Source organism: Lutimaribacter saemankumensis, assembly GCF_900100005.1.
In the GTDB taxonomy this organism is placed as follows: Bacteria; Pseudomonadota; Alphaproteobacteria; order Rhodobacterales; family Rhodobacteraceae; genus Lutimaribacter; species Lutimaribacter saemankumensis.
Map to the genome: position 1 here is coordinate 200,351 of NZ_FNEB01000003.1, position 15,414 is coordinate 215,764.

The following is a 15,414-nucleotide window of genomic DNA, read 5'->3' on the forward strand; positions in this document are numbered from 1 at the left end:
ATCATGCCGCGGCCTTTCTCTGCGCTTCGCCGCCCATCGTGGCCTGGCCGTGGGTCAATTTTTTCATCGTGCGGTCGAGGAAGATTTCCGAAACGCGGGTGAACAGCAGGTAAAAGATCAGCAGCGCCCCGAAATACCACATGCGCCAGTCGCCATGGGGGTAGTCGGTAAAGCGCGCGGTCTTGGTTCCGCCCAGTTCGCGCGCCCAGTAGACGATATCCTCGACACCCAGCAGGAACAGAAGCGGCGTGGCCTTGATCAGCACCATCCACAGGTTGCCGAGGCCGGGCAGGGCATAGACCCACATCTGCGGCACAAGGATGCGCCAGAAGGTCTGGCGCGGGGTCATGCCGTAAGCGGCGGCGGTTTCAAGCTGTGGCTGCGGCACGGCGCGCATCGCGCCGTAAAGCACGTTGGCGGCGAATGCGCCGAACACGATGGCGAAGGTCAGGACCGCCAGGAAGAAACCGTAGATTTCATGCCAGATTTGCGGCGAGGTCGACAGCGGCAGCTTGGCTTGCGCGCAGACGATGAAATCGTTGCCCTGACGGATCGGCTGATCCCAGTCGGGGCACATCCACTGGTGCCGCAGGTATTCGAACCCCTGGTCCAGTGCGATCACGAAGAAAAGGAAAAACGCGATATCGGGCACGCCGCGCACGACCGCGATATAACCCTTGCCCAGCCAGCACACAGGCGCGATGCGCGACCGTGCCGCCGAAGCGCCGCCGAACCCGAACAAGAGCGCCGCCGGCGCGGTGATCGCCAGCAGCAACAGCACCGTTCCGAAGGACCAGTAGAACGACATGTGCTTGCCCGTCGTGAGGTAACACGACAGCCAGCTCAGGCCGGACAGGGTTTCTGGATCGGTGCAGTAGGAAAACATCGGTTCCGCAGGAAAAAAGGGGCGGGGCGTGTGGTTACGCCCCGCCTGTCAGGATCAGCAGTCCGGGAAGGCTTCGCCGATTTCCCATTTCTCGATCAGCGCGTTCAGCGAACCGTCGCATTTCATCTCGGAGATGACCGCGTCGAACTTCGCCTTCAGCTCGCCGTCGGACTCGCGCAGGCCCAGACCCACGCCGCCGCCGATCAGTTCTTCCTGCTCGAGCATGACAAGACCGGAATCTTCCTCGGCCACGGGCGCGAGGTAGGATTTGTCGGCCAGAACCGCGTCGGCTTCGCCGTTGCGCACGGCGGCGATGGTTTCCTCGGGCGTTGCGAATTCCAGCAGCGTCCAGCCTTTTTCGGCAATGAAGGCCGCTTGGATCGTGCTGGCCTGGGCCGCGATCACGGCGTTTGCCGGATCGACGTCAGGCGATGCCGCCAGGTAGGCCGAGGGATCGGGCTGGGTGTAGTTCTCGGAAAAGTCGATTACTTCTTCGCGTTCGTCGGTGATCGACATGCCCGCGATGATCACGTCGTAGTTGCCCGAAACGAGGTTCGGGATGATCGAATCCCACTCGTTCGTGACCCATTCGCAGGTCAGGCCCGCGCGTTCGCAAAGCTGGTCGCCCAGTTCACGCTCGAACCCGTCGACTTCGCCCGAGTCGTTGATGAAGTTCCACGGAGGGTAGGCGCCCTCGGTGCCCAGGCGGGTCACGGAATGGCTGCCTGCGGCGGCCATGCTGGCAAAGAGCGCCAGCGAGGCTGTGGTCAGGATCAGTTTGTTCATGGATTTCTCCCTTGGTTGAGTGTTGTTTGGCCGGTCACTCGTGAAGAGTGGCCGACAAAAACCCCTTGAGCCGTTCTGTCTGCGGCGATCCAAAGATCGAGTCGGGCGGGCCCTGTTCCTCGATCCGGCCTTCGTGCAGGAAAACGACGTGGTTCGAAATATCGGCCGCCATGCGCATGTCATGGGTGACGACCAGCATGGTGCGGCCTTCTTCGGCCAGCGCCTTGATCACCTTGACGACCTCTTGTTCCAGCTCGGGGTCGAGTGCGCTGGTCGGTTCGTCGAAAAGCAGCGCCTCGGGCTCCATCGCCAATGCGCGGGCGATGGCGGCGCGCTGTTGCTGCCCGCCCGAAAGCTGGGCCGGAAAGGCATCGGCCTTGTCGGCGATGCCGACCTTGTCCAGGTACGCGCGCGCGGCTTTTTCGACCTCGGCGCGCGGACGGCCCAGCACCGTCACCGGGGCCTCCATCACGTTTTGCAGGATGGTCATGTGCGCCCAGAGGTTGAACTGCTGGAAAACCATCGACAGATTCGTGCGGATACGCAGCACCTGGGCCGGGTCGGCGGGATGGCGGCCATGCCCGGTGCCGCGCCATTTCACCGGCTCGCCCTTGAACAGGATGTCGCCTTGCTGGCTGTCTTCCAGCAGGTTCGCGCAGCGCAGGATCGTGGACTTGCCCGAGCCTGACGACCCGATAAGTGATACGACGTCGCCCCTGCGGGCCACGATATCGACGCCCTTGATCACCTCGAGCGCGCCATAGGCCTTGTGCAGGTCACGTATTTCGATGACCGGATCTGTATCCGCCACGTATCCCCCCGTTGCGGTGTTTTTTGTTATTCGGCAGCCAATAGGGCTGAAATTTTGGGCTATTGCAACTTGCAAAGCGCCGGGTATGCGCGGGATTTGCGCAATTTGACCCGTGGTCAACCGTCATTTCGGCAGCGATGCTCAGTCTTTGGGCGCCGGCGGAAGGGGCAGCGCGGTGTAGCGCGCTGCCGGAATCGACACGATCCCGTGCAGGCACAGCGCGTCGCGGTCGTCCTGGCTCAGCCCGGCGATGGCGCGGGTCATTGCCGCGGCCAGACCCGCGGCGTCATGCGCAGGCGCGGTGATGTAGGGCAGGGCGGGCGTGGGCGCCGTGCGATCGAACAGGTCGAGCCCCGCCGCCGCATCCGCATCATGCCGGGCGAACAGCGACAGCGTCACCGCATCGATCGCTGCGAAATCGGCGCGGCCGTCCAGCACGGCGGCAACAGATCCAAGATGCGCGCCTGTTTTCAGCAGCCGTCCCGGCGCCAGCCCGCGTGCCGCCAGATGTGCAAACGGGGCGGCCCAGCCCGATTGCGACAACGGCTCGTTATAGGCCATCACGCCTTCCACCAGAGCCGCCAGGTCGCGCGTGTCGTCACAGCGGCGGATCAGTTGACTGTAGTAATGCCCGGGCGGGCAATCCGGCAGCCGGTGATCCGGGCTTGCCACCATCGTCACGCGATCCTTCAGCCGCGCCCGAAAAGGCAGGCCGCAGGTTTGCGCCAGCAAAAGGTTGGGCGATTGCCAGATTTCCCAGGCGTCCCGGTCCCGCGTCAGCGCGTTCGGCGCATCGGGCAGTTCGTCGTGTATCGCCTGCCACAGCCTGTCCGTTTCGGCGCGCAGCCAGGGCAGGTCGTACATCGGCAGGGCGGCGATCACCCCTCGCGCTCCGCCCTTTGGCGGGCGCGGGCGCTGTCCTGGTCGGACACGCCAAGGAACGAGGACACCATGCGCACCAGCGCGTCCTCTTCGGCCTCGCGCACACCGTCGGCCAGCACGACCTCCCAAAGGGCGGTGACGATGCCCAGCCGGTCGTCATAGGGAACGGCCTCTTTTATGGCGAGGGTGAAGCGGTGGGTGTCGGGGGCTTCGGCCTCGACGGCCTCTGCCTGCGTGCGAAGGGCCTGCGCCTCGTGCTCGGTCAGGCCGAAACGGGCCTGTGCGATCCGGTCGATACGCGCGATTTCCGCGGGCGCGTAATCGCCATCCGATCGCGCCAGGCGCACCAGAAGGGCGGTCAGCGCAAGGCGCGCGTCCTCATCGGGGAGGGTTTGCGGTTGCGGGGTCAGGAGGCGGGACAGGAATTGTGACAGCATGCGCCAAGACATAAGACGCGCGTCCGGCGCCGCCAAGCCCAATCGCACCCATTTGACGGATCAGGTCATAGCGCAGGTTGTCGATGGCAATACCTTCGGGGTCGTCGTTCATCATGATCAGCGCGGCGATCCGTTCCACCATGCCCGGCGTGTGAAAGGCCCGGATGTCTTCGCGAAGGTCCGGCAGATCATGCCGGTCAAGCACCGTGCCGTCGCGCGCAAGGAACAGAACGAAACCGGTGCCCCCTTCGCCGCCGACCACATCGAAGGACAAAGCCGCCTGGTCATGCGCGAAAAGAATCGCGATGGCGCCTTCGCCCTCGGCCTCGCGTTTCGGAAACCCGGCGGGGCCCTGGCCGTTCAGAACCTGGCTGGTGCCGACACGCGTGATGCTCAGCAACTCTCCGCGCGGCGCGCGGCCCAGTCGCAAGGGCGGCATCGCCGGCCCGTCGATGCGGTCATAATCGCCCTCTGCATCGCGCGCCTGACCGATCAGGTGCTCGCCGAAGGATACGTCGTCGGCCTCGATCACGTCGCGATACAGGCGTCCGGGGCCGAAACCGCTGGGCAGGTTTTCGAAATCGACAAGCCGTGCCAGCGACAACTCGGACGGGTCGATGGCACAGACCGGTCTTTCGCAGGCCAGCGCGCCCGCGGGCCAGATGCACATAAACCACCACATGATACGCCGCATGGCGCGAATGATAGCACGTTTTCGCGAATGTCAGCCTTTGGGATGCGCCGGCGGCAGCACATGTCCCGCCTCGGCACGCTCACGTGCGGCCGCCTCGTCCTCGGGTGTCAGGCCAAGCGCCTCGGTCAGGGCGTGGATCAGCGCAACCTCCTCTTCCACGGCGGTGCCGTCCGCGATCATCACCTCGTGCATGGCCTGCAACGCGTCCAGCCGGTGTGAATGATCCACGTTGTCATGGATGAGTTGCGCGAAATGGCCCGTGCCCGGGGCCTGTTTTTCCAGCTTTTCGCAGGTCGCGCGCATCTTGGCGGCCTGAACGGGGTTCAGTTCGAACAGGCGCGCGATCAGCCGGTCGATGCGCTGTATTTCCTCGACCCGGTAGGTGTGATCGGATTTCGCCACGCGCACCAGCAACGCCCCGAGCGCAAGGTCGGCATCGGGTTGTGGCAGAGGGGCAGGCTGTCCGGCGCGAAAGCGCGACAACAGGCGTTCGAACATCAGCCGTCATACCCTTTGACGATGACCATGTCCGCCGACGAGATCGGATCGCGGATCGCCTTGGCCTGCTGGTAGGCAGGCGAATCGAAGCAGGCCAGCGCGGCCTCGTATGTGGGAAATTCGATCACCACGGTTCGGCCGCGCGCCTCGCCTTCGCGGACCTGCTGTTCGCCGCCGCGCACGATGAACCGCGCGCCGAACTCTGCAAAGGGTGCGGCGTTCGCGCGTTTGTATTCCTCGTAGATTTCGGGGTCGTCCACCTGGACATGTGCCACCCAGTAGCCTTTGGTCATTGCAGTCTCTCGTTCTTTTCCGGTGGATATCCTGCGCGCCTGTCCCGGCGCGGTCAAGCGCGGCGCGGCCCCGAGCAGGGCCGCCCGGGCGAAAAGTATGTCGTCGACGGCAATGCCGCCCGGATCGGTATTGAGCAGAACGAACCCCGCGATGCCGGGCTGCCCGTCGCTGCGCTCCAGCCCGATTTCGGTGATGCCGGGGCCCAGACGCACGGCATGACGCCCGATCATCCGACCATCGCGTGCCATCATCAGGATTTCGACATCACCGGCGGCGGTCTGCCGGCTGCCAAGCGGATCTGGATAGTCCGAATGGATGCGCAGGCCCACGGCGCGTTGATCCTGCGCGAACAACACCGCCAGCGCGCCTTCACCACGGCCCGAAATCCGGCCGAACCCGTCGGGACCAAGGGGAAAGACGGCAACCGACCCGAAGCCGCGGTGATGCGCAAAGGCCAGCCCCTGGCCCGGTCCTTGCCCCACGAGGCGCAGCGGCGCATCGGCGCGCGCGTCACCGATGCCGTCGTGGCGCGCGCCGTCGCCGGGCTGGCGGACGACGCCCGCCTGTCCCGCGAACGCGGCCCCCACCCACGCGCCATCGACCGGCAGCGGATGATCCAGCGACAGGCCCGGTTCGGGGCGCCGGGGCAGGGCGTCGAACCCGATGCGGCCGTCCAGTTCCGCCGCAAGCCGATCATAAGGAACGACGCGCAGCGGCTCGGCCTGCGATGACGCGGCGCACAGGGCAAGGCACATCCCGGCCAGGACAGATCGTGTCACAGCTCCTCCAAAATCTGACCACATTTCAATCCTAGCCTTACCGCGTATGTTTGGTGAAGGGACGTGCTTGTGGCACATAGACCTGGTGAAAAGCTTTCCGATTCCGACTTGCAGGATCTTCTGCAGGAAATCCGCGGCGGCAGTTCGCAAGAACGGCGCGACTCACTGCGTAGATTTGACTGGGCGACGGGCGACATGCGCAAGCTGGGTTGGTCCATGTCGCAAAAGGGGCTCGACCTCGGAACCGCGATGATCGTCTTTTTCAACGGCGATCCCGCACATTTCAACTACGTTCGCAAAGACCGTGTCCCGATGGAAGAGCGGGCGAGATGCCAGGTGCTGGATGCCATCCACCGCCGTGTCGTCAGCGGTTTTTACCTGCCGGACCCCGATCAGGGGCTGGGCGATGTGTTCGCCCGCATCCTCGAATGGGTCGAGCGGCAGGAAGACGACCGCGCAATAGGATGTCACGGTCGCTGGGTGTTCGACCCGCGGCTGTTCATGCCCATTACGCTGAAGGCCGTTCAGGACGCCAACGAGGACGATGACGATCCGTTGCCCTGCGAAAAGGAAAGCCCACTGACAGACAGGTCGCTTGGCGCGCCGGCGAACCGCAACAAGCGCCCCGGTCTGCTGCGCGAGCTTCTGGGCCCGATCCTGGGCTGACCTTGGCGGCTTGCGTCTAGACCAGGCGCGACGCCTCGACCGCGGCGCGCACGAAATCGGCGAACAACGGATGCGGATCGAAGGGTTTCGATTTCAGTTCGGGGTGGAATTGCACGCCGATGAACCAAGGGTGATCCGACCATTCGACGATTTCCGGCAAACGCCCGTCCGGTGACATGCCCGAGAATGTAAGGCCCGCCGATTCCAGCTTGTCCTTGTACTTGATATCCACCTCGTAGCGGTGACGGTGGCGTTCGTCGATCGTCGTGGTGCCATAGACCTGCGCCACCTTCGACCCTTCCTTGAGCACCGCGTCATAGGCGCCGAGGCGCATCGTACCGCCCTTGTCGTCGCTGGCCTTGCGGCTGACCTTCTGGTTGCCCTGCACCCATTCCTTGAGGTGATAGACAACCGGTTCGAACCGCTTTTTCCCGGCCTCGTGGTCGAATTCCTCGGACCCTGCCGTGGTCACGCCCGCCACGTTGCGCGCGGCCTCGATCACGGCCATCTGCATCCCAAGGCAGATGCCCAGGTAGGGAATCTTGCGGGTGCGGGCGAATTCGGCCGCCTTGATCTTGCCCTCGGTGCCGCGTTCGCCAAAGCCGCCGGGCACCAGGATCGCGTCATACCCTTCGAGATGGGGCGCGGCGTCTTCGCGGTCGAACACCTCGGCATCGACCCAGTTCACGTTGACCTTGACCCGGTTGGCCATGCCGCCATGGGTCAGCGCCTCCTTGATCGACTTGTAGGCGTCTTCAAGCTGCGTGTACTTGCCGACAATGGCGATGTTCACTTCGCCGTCGGTGTTGTGGATGCGGTCGACCACGTCTTCCCATTTCGACAGGTCGGGGCGCGGGGCGGGGCTGATCTGGAACGCGTCCAGAACCGCCTGGTCGAGCCCCTCGCGGTGATAGGCGAGCGGCGCCTCGTAGATCGAACTCAGGTCATAGGCCGCGACGACCGCCTCTTTGCGGACGTTGCAGAACAGCGCGATCTTTTCACGTTCCTTGTCGGGGATCGGCTGTTCGGACCGGCACACAAGGATATCGGGCGCGATGCCGATGGACTGCAATTCCTTTACGCTGTGCTGCGTTGGCTTCGTCTTCAACTCGCCCGATGCGGCCAGATAGGGCAGCAGCGTCAGGTGCATGAAGATGCACTGCCCGCGCGGCTTGTCGTGGGAAAACTGGCGGATCGCCTCGAAGAACGGCAAGCCCTCGATATCGCCGACGGTGCCGCCGATCTCGCACAGCATGAAATCGACCTCGTCTTCACCGATCGAGATGAATTCCTTGATCTCGTTGGTGACATGGGGAACGACCTGGATGGTCTTGCCCAGGTAATCGCCGCGGCGTTCCTTTTCCAGCACGTTGGAATAGATCCGCCCCGAACTGACCGAGTCGGTCATGCGCGCGGGCACGCCGGTGAACCGCTCGTAATGCCCAAGGTCGAGATCGGTTTCCGCACCGTCGTCGGTGACGAACACCTCGCCATGTTCGAACGGGCTCATCGTTCCGGGGTCGACGTTCAGGTAGGGGTCGAGCTTGCGCAGCCGCACCGAAAAGCCCCGCGCCTGCAACAGCGACCCAAGCGCGGCCGATGCCAGACCCTTGCCCAAGGATGACACAACGCCGCCGGTGATAAAGATGAATCGAGCCATGTCGTGGCAGTCCCCCGTGAAGTCGCGAAAAATGAGCGCCCGCCCGGCCCAAAAGGCCGCAGCATCACGGGACTCAAGTCATAAAGGATTCGGATCGTTTGCGCAAGCAGACCGCAAGATGCTGTTGTGGGCCTGTGCTACTCCGCAAACGGTTGTGTTGTGCGGGCCTCAGTCGGCCCGCGGAACCAGTGGTGCGTTGTCGCCGCCGCTGGGTGGCAGCAGCCCGTCGCCCGTGGGCAGGGCGGGCGCAGTATCTGCGGGTTCTTCGGTGCGGGGCTGGTTGCCGATCCGGTCGAGGACCGAGCTGCCCGCGGATTTCTGTGCCGCGACGATCGTCAGCGCCAGCGATGTGCAGATGAACCCGATTGCCAGCAGCCAGGTGACCTTGCCCAGGGGCGTGGCCGGAGCCCGCCCGGTCGCGGTGCCGCCACCGCCGCCCATACCAAGACCGCCGCCTTCCGAACGCTGCAGCAGCACGATGCCGATCAGCGACATTGCGAGAAGAAGGTGGACGATAAGGATGACGTTTTCCATGGGGCCTCGGCTTGCCGGATATTCGTATCAGGGGCCATGTAATAGTCTTTGGCCCAAGGGGCAAGCGGTCATTCCCGGGCTGGACAGGATAGGCGCTGCTGTCGCATCATCGCGGTCATGCCACACGACCACCATGACCACGATCACGCCCATGCCGTTTTGCCGCCCGATCCCGCGTTGCGGGTGAAGGCGATCGAAACCATTCTCACGCAAAAGGGCCTGATCGATCCCGCCGCCCTGGACGAGATCATCGACACCTATGAAAACCGCATCGGCCCCAAGAACGGGGCGCTTGTCGTCGCCCGCGCCTGGACCGATCCCGCGTTCCGCGCCGCGCTGCTCGAGGACGCGACCGCCGTCGTGGCCGAGCTGGGTTTTTACGGGCGGCAAGGTGAACATATCGTCGCGGTCGAAAACACGCCGGAACAGCACAACATGGTCGTCTGCACGCTGTGCAGTTGCTACCCCTGGCCGCTGCTTGGCATCCCGCCCGGCTGGTACAAATCCGACGCCTACCGCGCCCGCGCCGTGCGCGAGCCGCGCAAGGTGCTGGCCGAGTTCGGCGTGACCCTTCCCGGGGACACGCGGGTGCGCGTCTGGGATTCGACGGCCGAACTGCGCTATCTCGTGATCCCGATGCGCCCCGAAGGCACCGATGGTTTGAACGAGGACGACCTGATCCCCTGGGTCACCCGCGACAGCATGATCGGCACCGGCCTGCCGGGGCGGCCGGAATGACCCGCGTGCACGATATGGGCGGGCGGTTCGGCGACGGGCCTGTCGATCCGTCGCCCGAACCCGTGTTCAAGGAGGACTGGCACGCGCGGGCGCTGGCCGTCACGCTGGCGGCGGGCGCGCTGGGGCAATGGAACCTGGACACGTCGCGACACGCGCGCGAACGGCTGTCGCCCAAGGATTACGCGCGGTTTTCCTATTACGAGAAATGGATATCGGCGCTGGCGGACCTGCTTGAGGAAAACGGCGTCGTCACCCGCGACGAACTGATGGCAGGGCAGGGCGCAGGGCCAAGCCCGCTGTCCGGGCGCAAATTGCGGGCCGATGCCGTGGCCGGCGCGCTGGCGCGTGGCGGGCCTGCCGACCGGCCTGTGGATTCCGCGCCCAAGTTTGCACCGGGCGACGTCGTGCGCACCCGCCGGCCCGCGCGCAATGCCTTTGTCGCCGGCGGTCATACGCGGCTGCCGTCCTATGCGGCGGGCGCGGTGGGCCGCATCCTGCACCATCACGGCGCGCATGTGCTGCCCGACGCCAATGCCCACGGCAGGGGCGAGTCGCCCGAGCACCTGTACACCGTTGTCTTCGACGCGGCCGAGCTGTGGGGCGCACCGGAACGCGCCGGCGACGAGGTGACCTGCGATCTTTGGCAAAGCTACCTGGAGCCCGCATGACCGACGCGCCGCCCGAACCCGTCTTTGCCGAACCTTGGCACGCCCAGCTTTTCGCGCTGACGGTGCACCTGCATGAACGCGGCCTGTTCACCTGGCCAGATTGGGCAGAGAGGTTCGGCGCCAGCCTTGCGCGGCACGGACTGTCGAAAGAGCTCGATGGCGGTGACGATTATTTCAATGCCTGGCTCGAGGCGCTGGAAGGGGTGCTGGGCGAACTGTCCGTGGCCGACCCCGGCACGGTCGAGGCGATGCGCGCGGCCTGGGAACACGCCTATCTGTCGACCCCGCATGGTGCGCCGGTAAAGCTGGCCTGATCCATTTGTGCGCTTGCGCGCGCAGGGTGTCTCGGCCCTGCGCCTGCGGCTGCGGGCCTCGGGCCGCCGGTGGCGCGGGCAGGACGGACCGGACCGAAGCGCCCGTTGGCAATGTCCGGAATGAGTATTTTCGGCAAGATGAAGCGCTCAGTCGTCGACATCGTCCATGTCTGACTGCCCGCTCAGACGGCGGCGCACATGGCTCCAGCTGAGGCCGATGCCCAGGACGGTGGCCAGCGCCACAAGCGCGATCCAGGTGTTGAGCGTGGGATCGCGCAGATCGAGCCAGCCGAAATCCTGCGCAACCCAGATCAACGCCCCGACGATCGCGAGCACCAGCGCCATGCCGAATGCCCCGATCGAACGGAGCGTGGCGCGCAGGTAGATGATGTAGCCCACAAGCAGCAACAGCCCGCTCAGCACGATGAGCGGCATCTGATCGCCCCAGTCGCGGCTGGCCCATCGGGCAAAGTTCCATTGCGTCGGATTGTAGGTGAGCGACAAAAGCCCGAAGGCCGCGAACCAGCGCAACACAAATCCCATCGTGACCCTCCGGTTGTCCGGGACCGAGTTTTGCCCGGCCTGGCGCGGCCTGTCCAGCCTGCGGCGAATTTCCGGTTTCGCTGCCCCGCGCGCACCGCTATACGGGGCGTCGGTTTCTGCCGTCAGGAAAGGGTCGTGACATGGCAAACGTGGTCGTTGTTGGCGCGCAATGGGGCGACGAGGGCAAGGGCAAGATCGTCGATTGGCTGTCCGAGCGCGCCGATGTGATCTGCCGCTTTCAGGGCGGGCACAATGCCGGCCACACGCTGGTGATCGATGGCACTGTCTACAAGTTGCATGCGCTGCCTTCGGGCGTGGTGCGCGGCGGCAAGCTGAGCGTGATCGGCAACGGCGTCGTGCTGGACCCCTGGCACCTGCTGAAAGAGATCGAGACGATCCGCGGGCAGGGCGTGGACATCACCCCCGAAACATTGATGATCGCCGAGAACACGCCGCTGATCATGCCCTACCACGGCGAGCTTGACCGCGCCCGCGAAGAGGCGGCCAGCAAGGGCACCAAGATCGGAACCACCGGCCGCGGTATCGGCCCCTGCTATGAGGACAAGGTCGGACGCCGCGCGATCCGGGTCGCGGATCTGGCCGATGGCGCCACGCTGGAGGCGCGGGTGGACCGCGCGCTGCAGCACCACGATCCGCTGCGCAAGGGGCTGGGCGTCGATCCGATCGACCGCGACGCGCTGGTTGCGCAACTGAAGGAAATCGCGCCGGAAATCCTGAAATACGCGGCGCCCGTCTGGAAGGTGCTGAACGAAAAGCGCAAATCCGGCAAGCGCATCCTGTTCGAGGGCGCACAGGGTGCGTTGCTGGACATCGATTTCGGCACCTATCCGTTCGTCACCTCGTCGAACGTGATCGCGGGGCAGGCGGCGACCGGTGTCGGCGTTGGGCCAGGCGCCATCGATTATGTGCTGGGCATCGTAAAGGCATACACCACCCGCGTGGGCGAGGGGCCGTTCCCGACCGAACTGCACGATGCCGACGGACAACGCCTGGGCGAACGCGGGCACGAGTTCGGCACCACGACCGGGCGCAAGCGCCGCTGTGGCTGGTTCGATGCCGCCCTGGTGCGCCAGACCTGCGCCACCAGCGGGGTGAACGGCATTTCGCTGACCAAGCTCGATGTGCTCGACGGGTTCGAGACGCTCAAGATTTGCGTGGGATACGATCTCGATGGTCAGCGGCTGGACTACCTGCCCACAGCGGCCGAGCAGCAGGCGCGCTGCGTGCCGGTCTACGAGGAAATGGAGGGCTGGGCGGAATCGACCGAAGGCGCACGGAGCTGGGCCGATCTGCCGGCCAACGCCATCAAGTACGTGCGCCGGGTCGAAGAGTTGATCGAATGCCCTGTCGCGCTACTTTCCACGTCACCCGAGCGTGACGATACGATCCTTGTAACGGACCCATTCGCTGACTGATGGCCCTGAGCTACAAAGCCCGAAAAAGATGGTCTCTGGTGATCCTGCTGATCGGATTGCCGGCCTATGTCGTGGCGGCGGTCACCGTCGTGAACATGCTGGAACGCCCGCCGATCTGGGCCGAATTCCTGGTCTACGTGGCATTGGGGTTTCTTTGGGCCTTGCCGTTCCGCTTCATCTTTCGCGGGGTGGGGCAGCCCGACCCGGACGATCCCGATCAGGGAAACTGATGACAGAAACGACAAAGGCGGGCCATCTGGCCCGCCTTTTCAATTCAGGTGAGGCGAAGTTCAGCCCACGCGCCGCGCGCCGGGCTGAAAGCCGATATCCTCCGAAACGGTGAAACGGCCGCCCTTGAGCTTCTGGATCTTGCCCTGGCGCAGAAGCTGGCCAAAGCTGCGCAGCCCGTCCTCGCGGCTGAAATCGTCGCCTATGACCGCGCGGGCGCGGGTCATCAACTGCGGGCGCGAGAACTGATCGCGGCCTTCGACGAAGGACAGGTAAGCTGCTGCCGCTTCGAGGATTTCGGGAAGATCATGCGCGCCCATCGTTTCGGCGTAATCTGCAAAACCTTCCGAGTCCTGGGCTGCATGGACGTCCTCATGCTGTTCGTCGCGGATTTCCGACATCGACACGCGGCGCGGGCGCACCGGGGCCTGCGGGGCCGAGGGGGCGTCGATGCGCTGCTCGGCCACCAGTTTCAGCGGCGCGGGGCGCGTGGGCTCGGTCGGACGTGCGGTGCCGCTGCCTTCGGTGCGGGGGCGGCGGGGGCGCACGACGCTGGCGAGATCCTCGCGGAACGCTTCGCCGATGGTGTCGGGGCGGTTGCTGATCCCGGCTTCCTTGTCGGCGCGCGTTGCGGCGACCGCGGCGCGCAGGTGTTGGATGGCGCTGCGGCGGTTGGCCGACTCAGGCTCGTCCATTTCGCTGATGGTCTTGGCCATCAGGCGGGACATATCGCTTTCCGAGGCGGCCCCGTCCAGCTGGTCGCGCGCACGGCGGCGGTCCTGCAGGTCGGGGGTGTCGTCTTCGGTTTCCGCGAAGATCGAGTCGATCTCGCCTTCGGCGTCGTCATCGAGGTCGAGCGTATCGGCATCATCGTCGTCCAGCTCGGCCTCGACCTCTGCCAGCTCGGCCTGCAATTCGGCCTCTTCCTCGGGCGACAGGTCGGTGTCGTCCAGCGCGTTCCAGTCATCGTCCCACGCGTCGTCGTCTTCGTCGGATTCTTCCAGGTGGCCCTGGGCAATCGCCTCTTCGAAATCGGCGCGCTTCATCTTGAGAACGCGGGCTCGAAGCGGTGCGGGCTCTTCCGCGACTTCGGCAGCTTCCGCTTCGGGTTCTGCGCTGTCTTCTTCGCTTTCGCTGGAAAGCCCGGAAAGAAAGGCCTCCAGGTCGTCTTCTGTAACCGGCGCATCCTTGGCGACAGGCACGTCCTCGTCTTCGGCTTCGTCGAACACGGGCGCTTCGGCGGGTTCGTCGTCCGACAGGCCAGCCAGCTTGTCGAGGATGCTGGCCACGTCGTCTTCGTCTTCGTCTTCAATCCGGGATTCGGGCTCGAGCGTCAGGGCCTCGTCAACCTCGGCGCTTGCCTCTTCCTCGACCTCTTCCATCACTTCAGGGGTCTCTTCGACCAGCGCCTGCAATTCGGCCTCGAGCGTGTCGAGCGCCTCTTCTTCGGCGGTCTCCGGTTCGCTTTCGATGCTCTCGTCGACGAGGTCTTCCGCCTCGCCTTCCTCGTCGGCATCGATCTCTTCGGGGTGTGTTTCGGCCATGATGTCGGCCATGCCGCCATCTTCGTCCTCTACGAATTCGGCGGCCGCCTCTTCCTCGGGCTCTTCCGACAGAACCGCGTCAAGCGATGCCATTTCCGGTTCGACAAAGGCGTCGGCGTGCTGGTCTTCGGAATAGTCGGTGACTTCGGTCGTATTGCGCGAAACGACGGCGCGGATGCGCTGCAACTTGGCGGCAATCGAATTGTCGTCCGCCTGGACAGCCGCAGGGGTGATCTCTTCGGCTTCGACCTCTTCGATCTCGTCGGCGGCGGTGTCTTCCGCGGCTTCTTCGACGACGGTGTCTTCAGCGACTTCCTCGACCGGGGTTTCGGCTTCGGCGGGGGCCTCTTCCATTTCCTCGGCTTCGGCTTGCGCTTCTTCTGCCTCGGGCATGTCCGGCGCGGCCTGCGGTTCGGGCTCGGCCTCGTCGATTTCGGCCGCCTCGGGGGCTTCAGCCTCTTCGGTTGCAGGCTCGATGGCTTCGGGCGCGTCTTCCGTTTCCAGTATGGGCGCGGCCTGGGTGGGTGCCTCGGCGGTGTCGGCCTGCGGCTCGGCGCTGGGCTCAGGCGTTTCGGCAGGCTGCGCAGCAGCGTCCGCGGTTGCCGCGCCCAAAGCGGGTGTCGCATGCTTGGCGGCGTCGGATGCACGCAGAACGATGCCGCCCTTTTCCTCGCGCGCCTCGACACGGCGGGCGATTTCACGCTCGGCGATCCGGGCCAGCATCTCGGCATCCGGCGTCGGCGGTTCGGCCCCGAAATAGCGATCGTCGGCAGCAAGGTCGCGGAAATATTCCGCAATTGCCTTCATTGTCTCAAACGAGTCATCGAAGCCTTCCAGCGTGCACGAGAACGTGCCATAGGAAACCGTCAGGATTTTACTCGTGCTCACCATGTTCACATCGCCTTTCATTGCCTGCGAACCGACATCTAGCACCCCAGTGACGCCGAAACGTGAACGATTCTTCGGTTTTTACCGTATCATTTCGTGGCCGGAATGTGGTTTGTTTCCCGAAATGT

The 15,414-nt window shown here is 64.8% G+C and carries 18 protein-coding genes; 6 read left to right on the forward strand and 12 right to left on the reverse strand.

All coding sequences use genetic code 11. The annotated features are described in order from the left end of the window. Position 1 precedes the first annotated feature (1 nt). From BLT50_RS08175 to BLT50_RS08210, 8 genes are all read right to left on the reverse strand, one after another. Positions 2-886 carry an ABC transporter permease gene (locus BLT50_RS08175; protein WP_090028174.1) on the reverse strand — a complete coding sequence of 295 codons (885 nt, stop codon included), beginning with the start codon at positions 884-886 and terminating at the stop codon, positions 2-4. Between the two features lie 54 nt (positions 887-940). Then, complete coding sequence (locus tag BLT50_RS08180; protein WP_090028175.1) at positions 941-1,672, reverse strand: transporter substrate-binding domain-containing protein; 732 nt, start codon at positions 1,670-1,672, stop codon at positions 941-943. A 34-nt stretch (positions 1,673-1,706) separates the two neighbouring features. Further along, complete coding sequence (locus tag BLT50_RS08185; protein WP_090028176.1) at positions 1,707-2,483, reverse strand: ABC transporter ATP-binding protein; 777 nt, start codon at positions 2,481-2,483, stop codon at positions 1,707-1,709. A gap of 141 nt (positions 2,484-2,624) precedes the next feature. Then, complete coding sequence (locus tag BLT50_RS08190; RefSeq protein WP_090028177.1) at positions 2,625-3,365, reverse strand: phosphate/phosphite/phosphonate ABC transporter substrate-binding protein; 741 nt, start codon at positions 3,363-3,365, stop codon at positions 2,625-2,627. After that, positions 3,362-3,802: a tellurite resistance TerB family protein gene (locus BLT50_RS08195; RefSeq protein ID WP_090028178.1), complete on the reverse strand. Its 441-nt coding sequence runs from the start codon at positions 3,800-3,802 to the stop codon at positions 3,362-3,364. The genes BLT50_RS08190 and BLT50_RS08195 overlap by 4 nt, the downstream gene beginning before the upstream one ends. Next, entirely contained in the window at positions 3,744-4,484 is a 741-nt protein-coding gene (locus BLT50_RS08200) for a hypothetical protein (RefSeq protein ID WP_139170493.1), read from the reverse strand. The genes BLT50_RS08195 and BLT50_RS08200 overlap by 59 nt, the downstream gene beginning before the upstream one ends. 42 nt (positions 4,485-4,526) lie before the next feature. Continuing rightward, positions 4,527-4,994: a tellurite resistance TerB family protein gene (locus tag BLT50_RS08205; protein ID WP_090028180.1), complete on the reverse strand. Its 468-nt coding sequence runs from the start codon at positions 4,992-4,994 to the stop codon at positions 4,527-4,529. Next, positions 4,994-5,287: a DUF1330 domain-containing protein gene (locus BLT50_RS08210; RefSeq protein ID WP_090028339.1), complete on the reverse strand. Its 294-nt coding sequence runs from the start codon at positions 5,285-5,287 to the stop codon at positions 4,994-4,996. The genes BLT50_RS08205 and BLT50_RS08210 overlap by 1 nt, the downstream gene beginning before the upstream one ends. 849 nt (positions 5,288-6,136) lie before the next feature. On the opposite strand from BLT50_RS08210, the gene BLT50_RS08215 reads away from it, so the two are divergent. Continuing rightward, positions 6,137-6,733: a hypothetical protein gene (locus BLT50_RS08215; protein ID WP_139170494.1), complete on the forward strand. Its 597-nt coding sequence runs from the start codon at positions 6,137-6,139 to the stop codon at positions 6,731-6,733. 16 nt (positions 6,734-6,749) lie between these two features. Here BLT50_RS08215 and BLT50_RS08220 read toward each other — a convergent pair whose 3' ends face one another. Next, complete coding sequence (locus BLT50_RS08220) at positions 6,750-8,393, reverse strand: CTP synthase (protein WP_090028182.1); 1,644 nt, start codon at positions 8,391-8,393, stop codon at positions 6,750-6,752. A 168-nt stretch (positions 8,394-8,561) separates the two neighbouring features. Further along, entirely contained in the window at positions 8,562-8,927 is a 366-nt protein-coding gene (secG, locus tag BLT50_RS08225) for a preprotein translocase subunit SecG (protein ID WP_090028183.1), read from the reverse strand. 117 nt (positions 8,928-9,044) lie between these two features. Here secG and nthA point away from each other — a divergent pair, with 117 nt between their 5' ends. From nthA to BLT50_RS08240, 3 genes are read left to right on the forward strand one after another with little or no spacing between them, the layout of a single operon-like run. Continuing rightward, entirely contained in the window at positions 9,045-9,665 is a 621-nt protein-coding gene (gene nthA / locus BLT50_RS08230) for a nitrile hydratase subunit alpha (protein ID WP_090028184.1), read from the forward strand. Then, positions 9,662-10,333: a nitrile hydratase subunit beta gene (gene nthB / locus BLT50_RS08235; protein WP_090028185.1), complete on the forward strand. Its 672-nt coding sequence runs from the start codon at positions 9,662-9,664 to the stop codon at positions 10,331-10,333. The genes nthA and nthB overlap by 4 nt, the downstream gene beginning before the upstream one ends. After that, on the forward strand, positions 10,330-10,647 hold the full coding sequence (locus BLT50_RS08240; RefSeq protein WP_090028186.1) for a nitrile hydratase accessory protein: 318 nt from the start codon (positions 10,330-10,332) through the stop codon (positions 10,645-10,647). Before nthB ends, BLT50_RS08240 begins: the two co-directional genes overlap by 4 nt. Positions 10,648-10,794: 147 nt before the next feature. Here BLT50_RS08240 and BLT50_RS08245 read toward each other — a convergent pair whose 3' ends face one another. Further along, the gene (locus BLT50_RS08245; protein ID WP_090028187.1) at positions 10,795-11,190 is read right to left on the reverse strand and encodes a DUF6524 family protein; all 396 of its coding nucleotides are present in this window, start codon (positions 11,188-11,190) and stop codon (positions 10,795-10,797) included. 140 nt (positions 11,191-11,330) lie between these two features. On the opposite strand from BLT50_RS08245, the gene BLT50_RS08250 reads away from it, so the two are divergent. Together BLT50_RS08250 and BLT50_RS08255 are read left to right on the forward strand one after the other, a co-directional pair. Beyond that, a complete protein-coding gene (locus BLT50_RS08250) occupies positions 11,331-12,626 on the forward strand; it encodes an adenylosuccinate synthase (protein ID WP_090028188.1) in 1,296 nt (431 codons plus the stop codon). Further along, positions 12,626-12,856 carry a DUF2842 domain-containing protein gene (locus tag BLT50_RS08255; protein WP_090028189.1) on the forward strand — a complete coding sequence of 77 codons (231 nt, stop codon included), beginning with the start codon at positions 12,626-12,628 and terminating at the stop codon, positions 12,854-12,856. The genes BLT50_RS08250 and BLT50_RS08255 overlap by 1 nt, the downstream gene beginning before the upstream one ends. A 60-nt stretch (positions 12,857-12,916) precedes the next feature. Here BLT50_RS08255 and BLT50_RS08260 read toward each other — a convergent pair whose 3' ends face one another. Further along, entirely contained in the window at positions 12,917-15,289 is a 2,373-nt protein-coding gene (locus BLT50_RS08260) for a hypothetical protein (RefSeq protein ID WP_425433941.1), read from the reverse strand. Between the last annotated feature and the right edge of the window lie 125 nt (positions 15,290-15,414).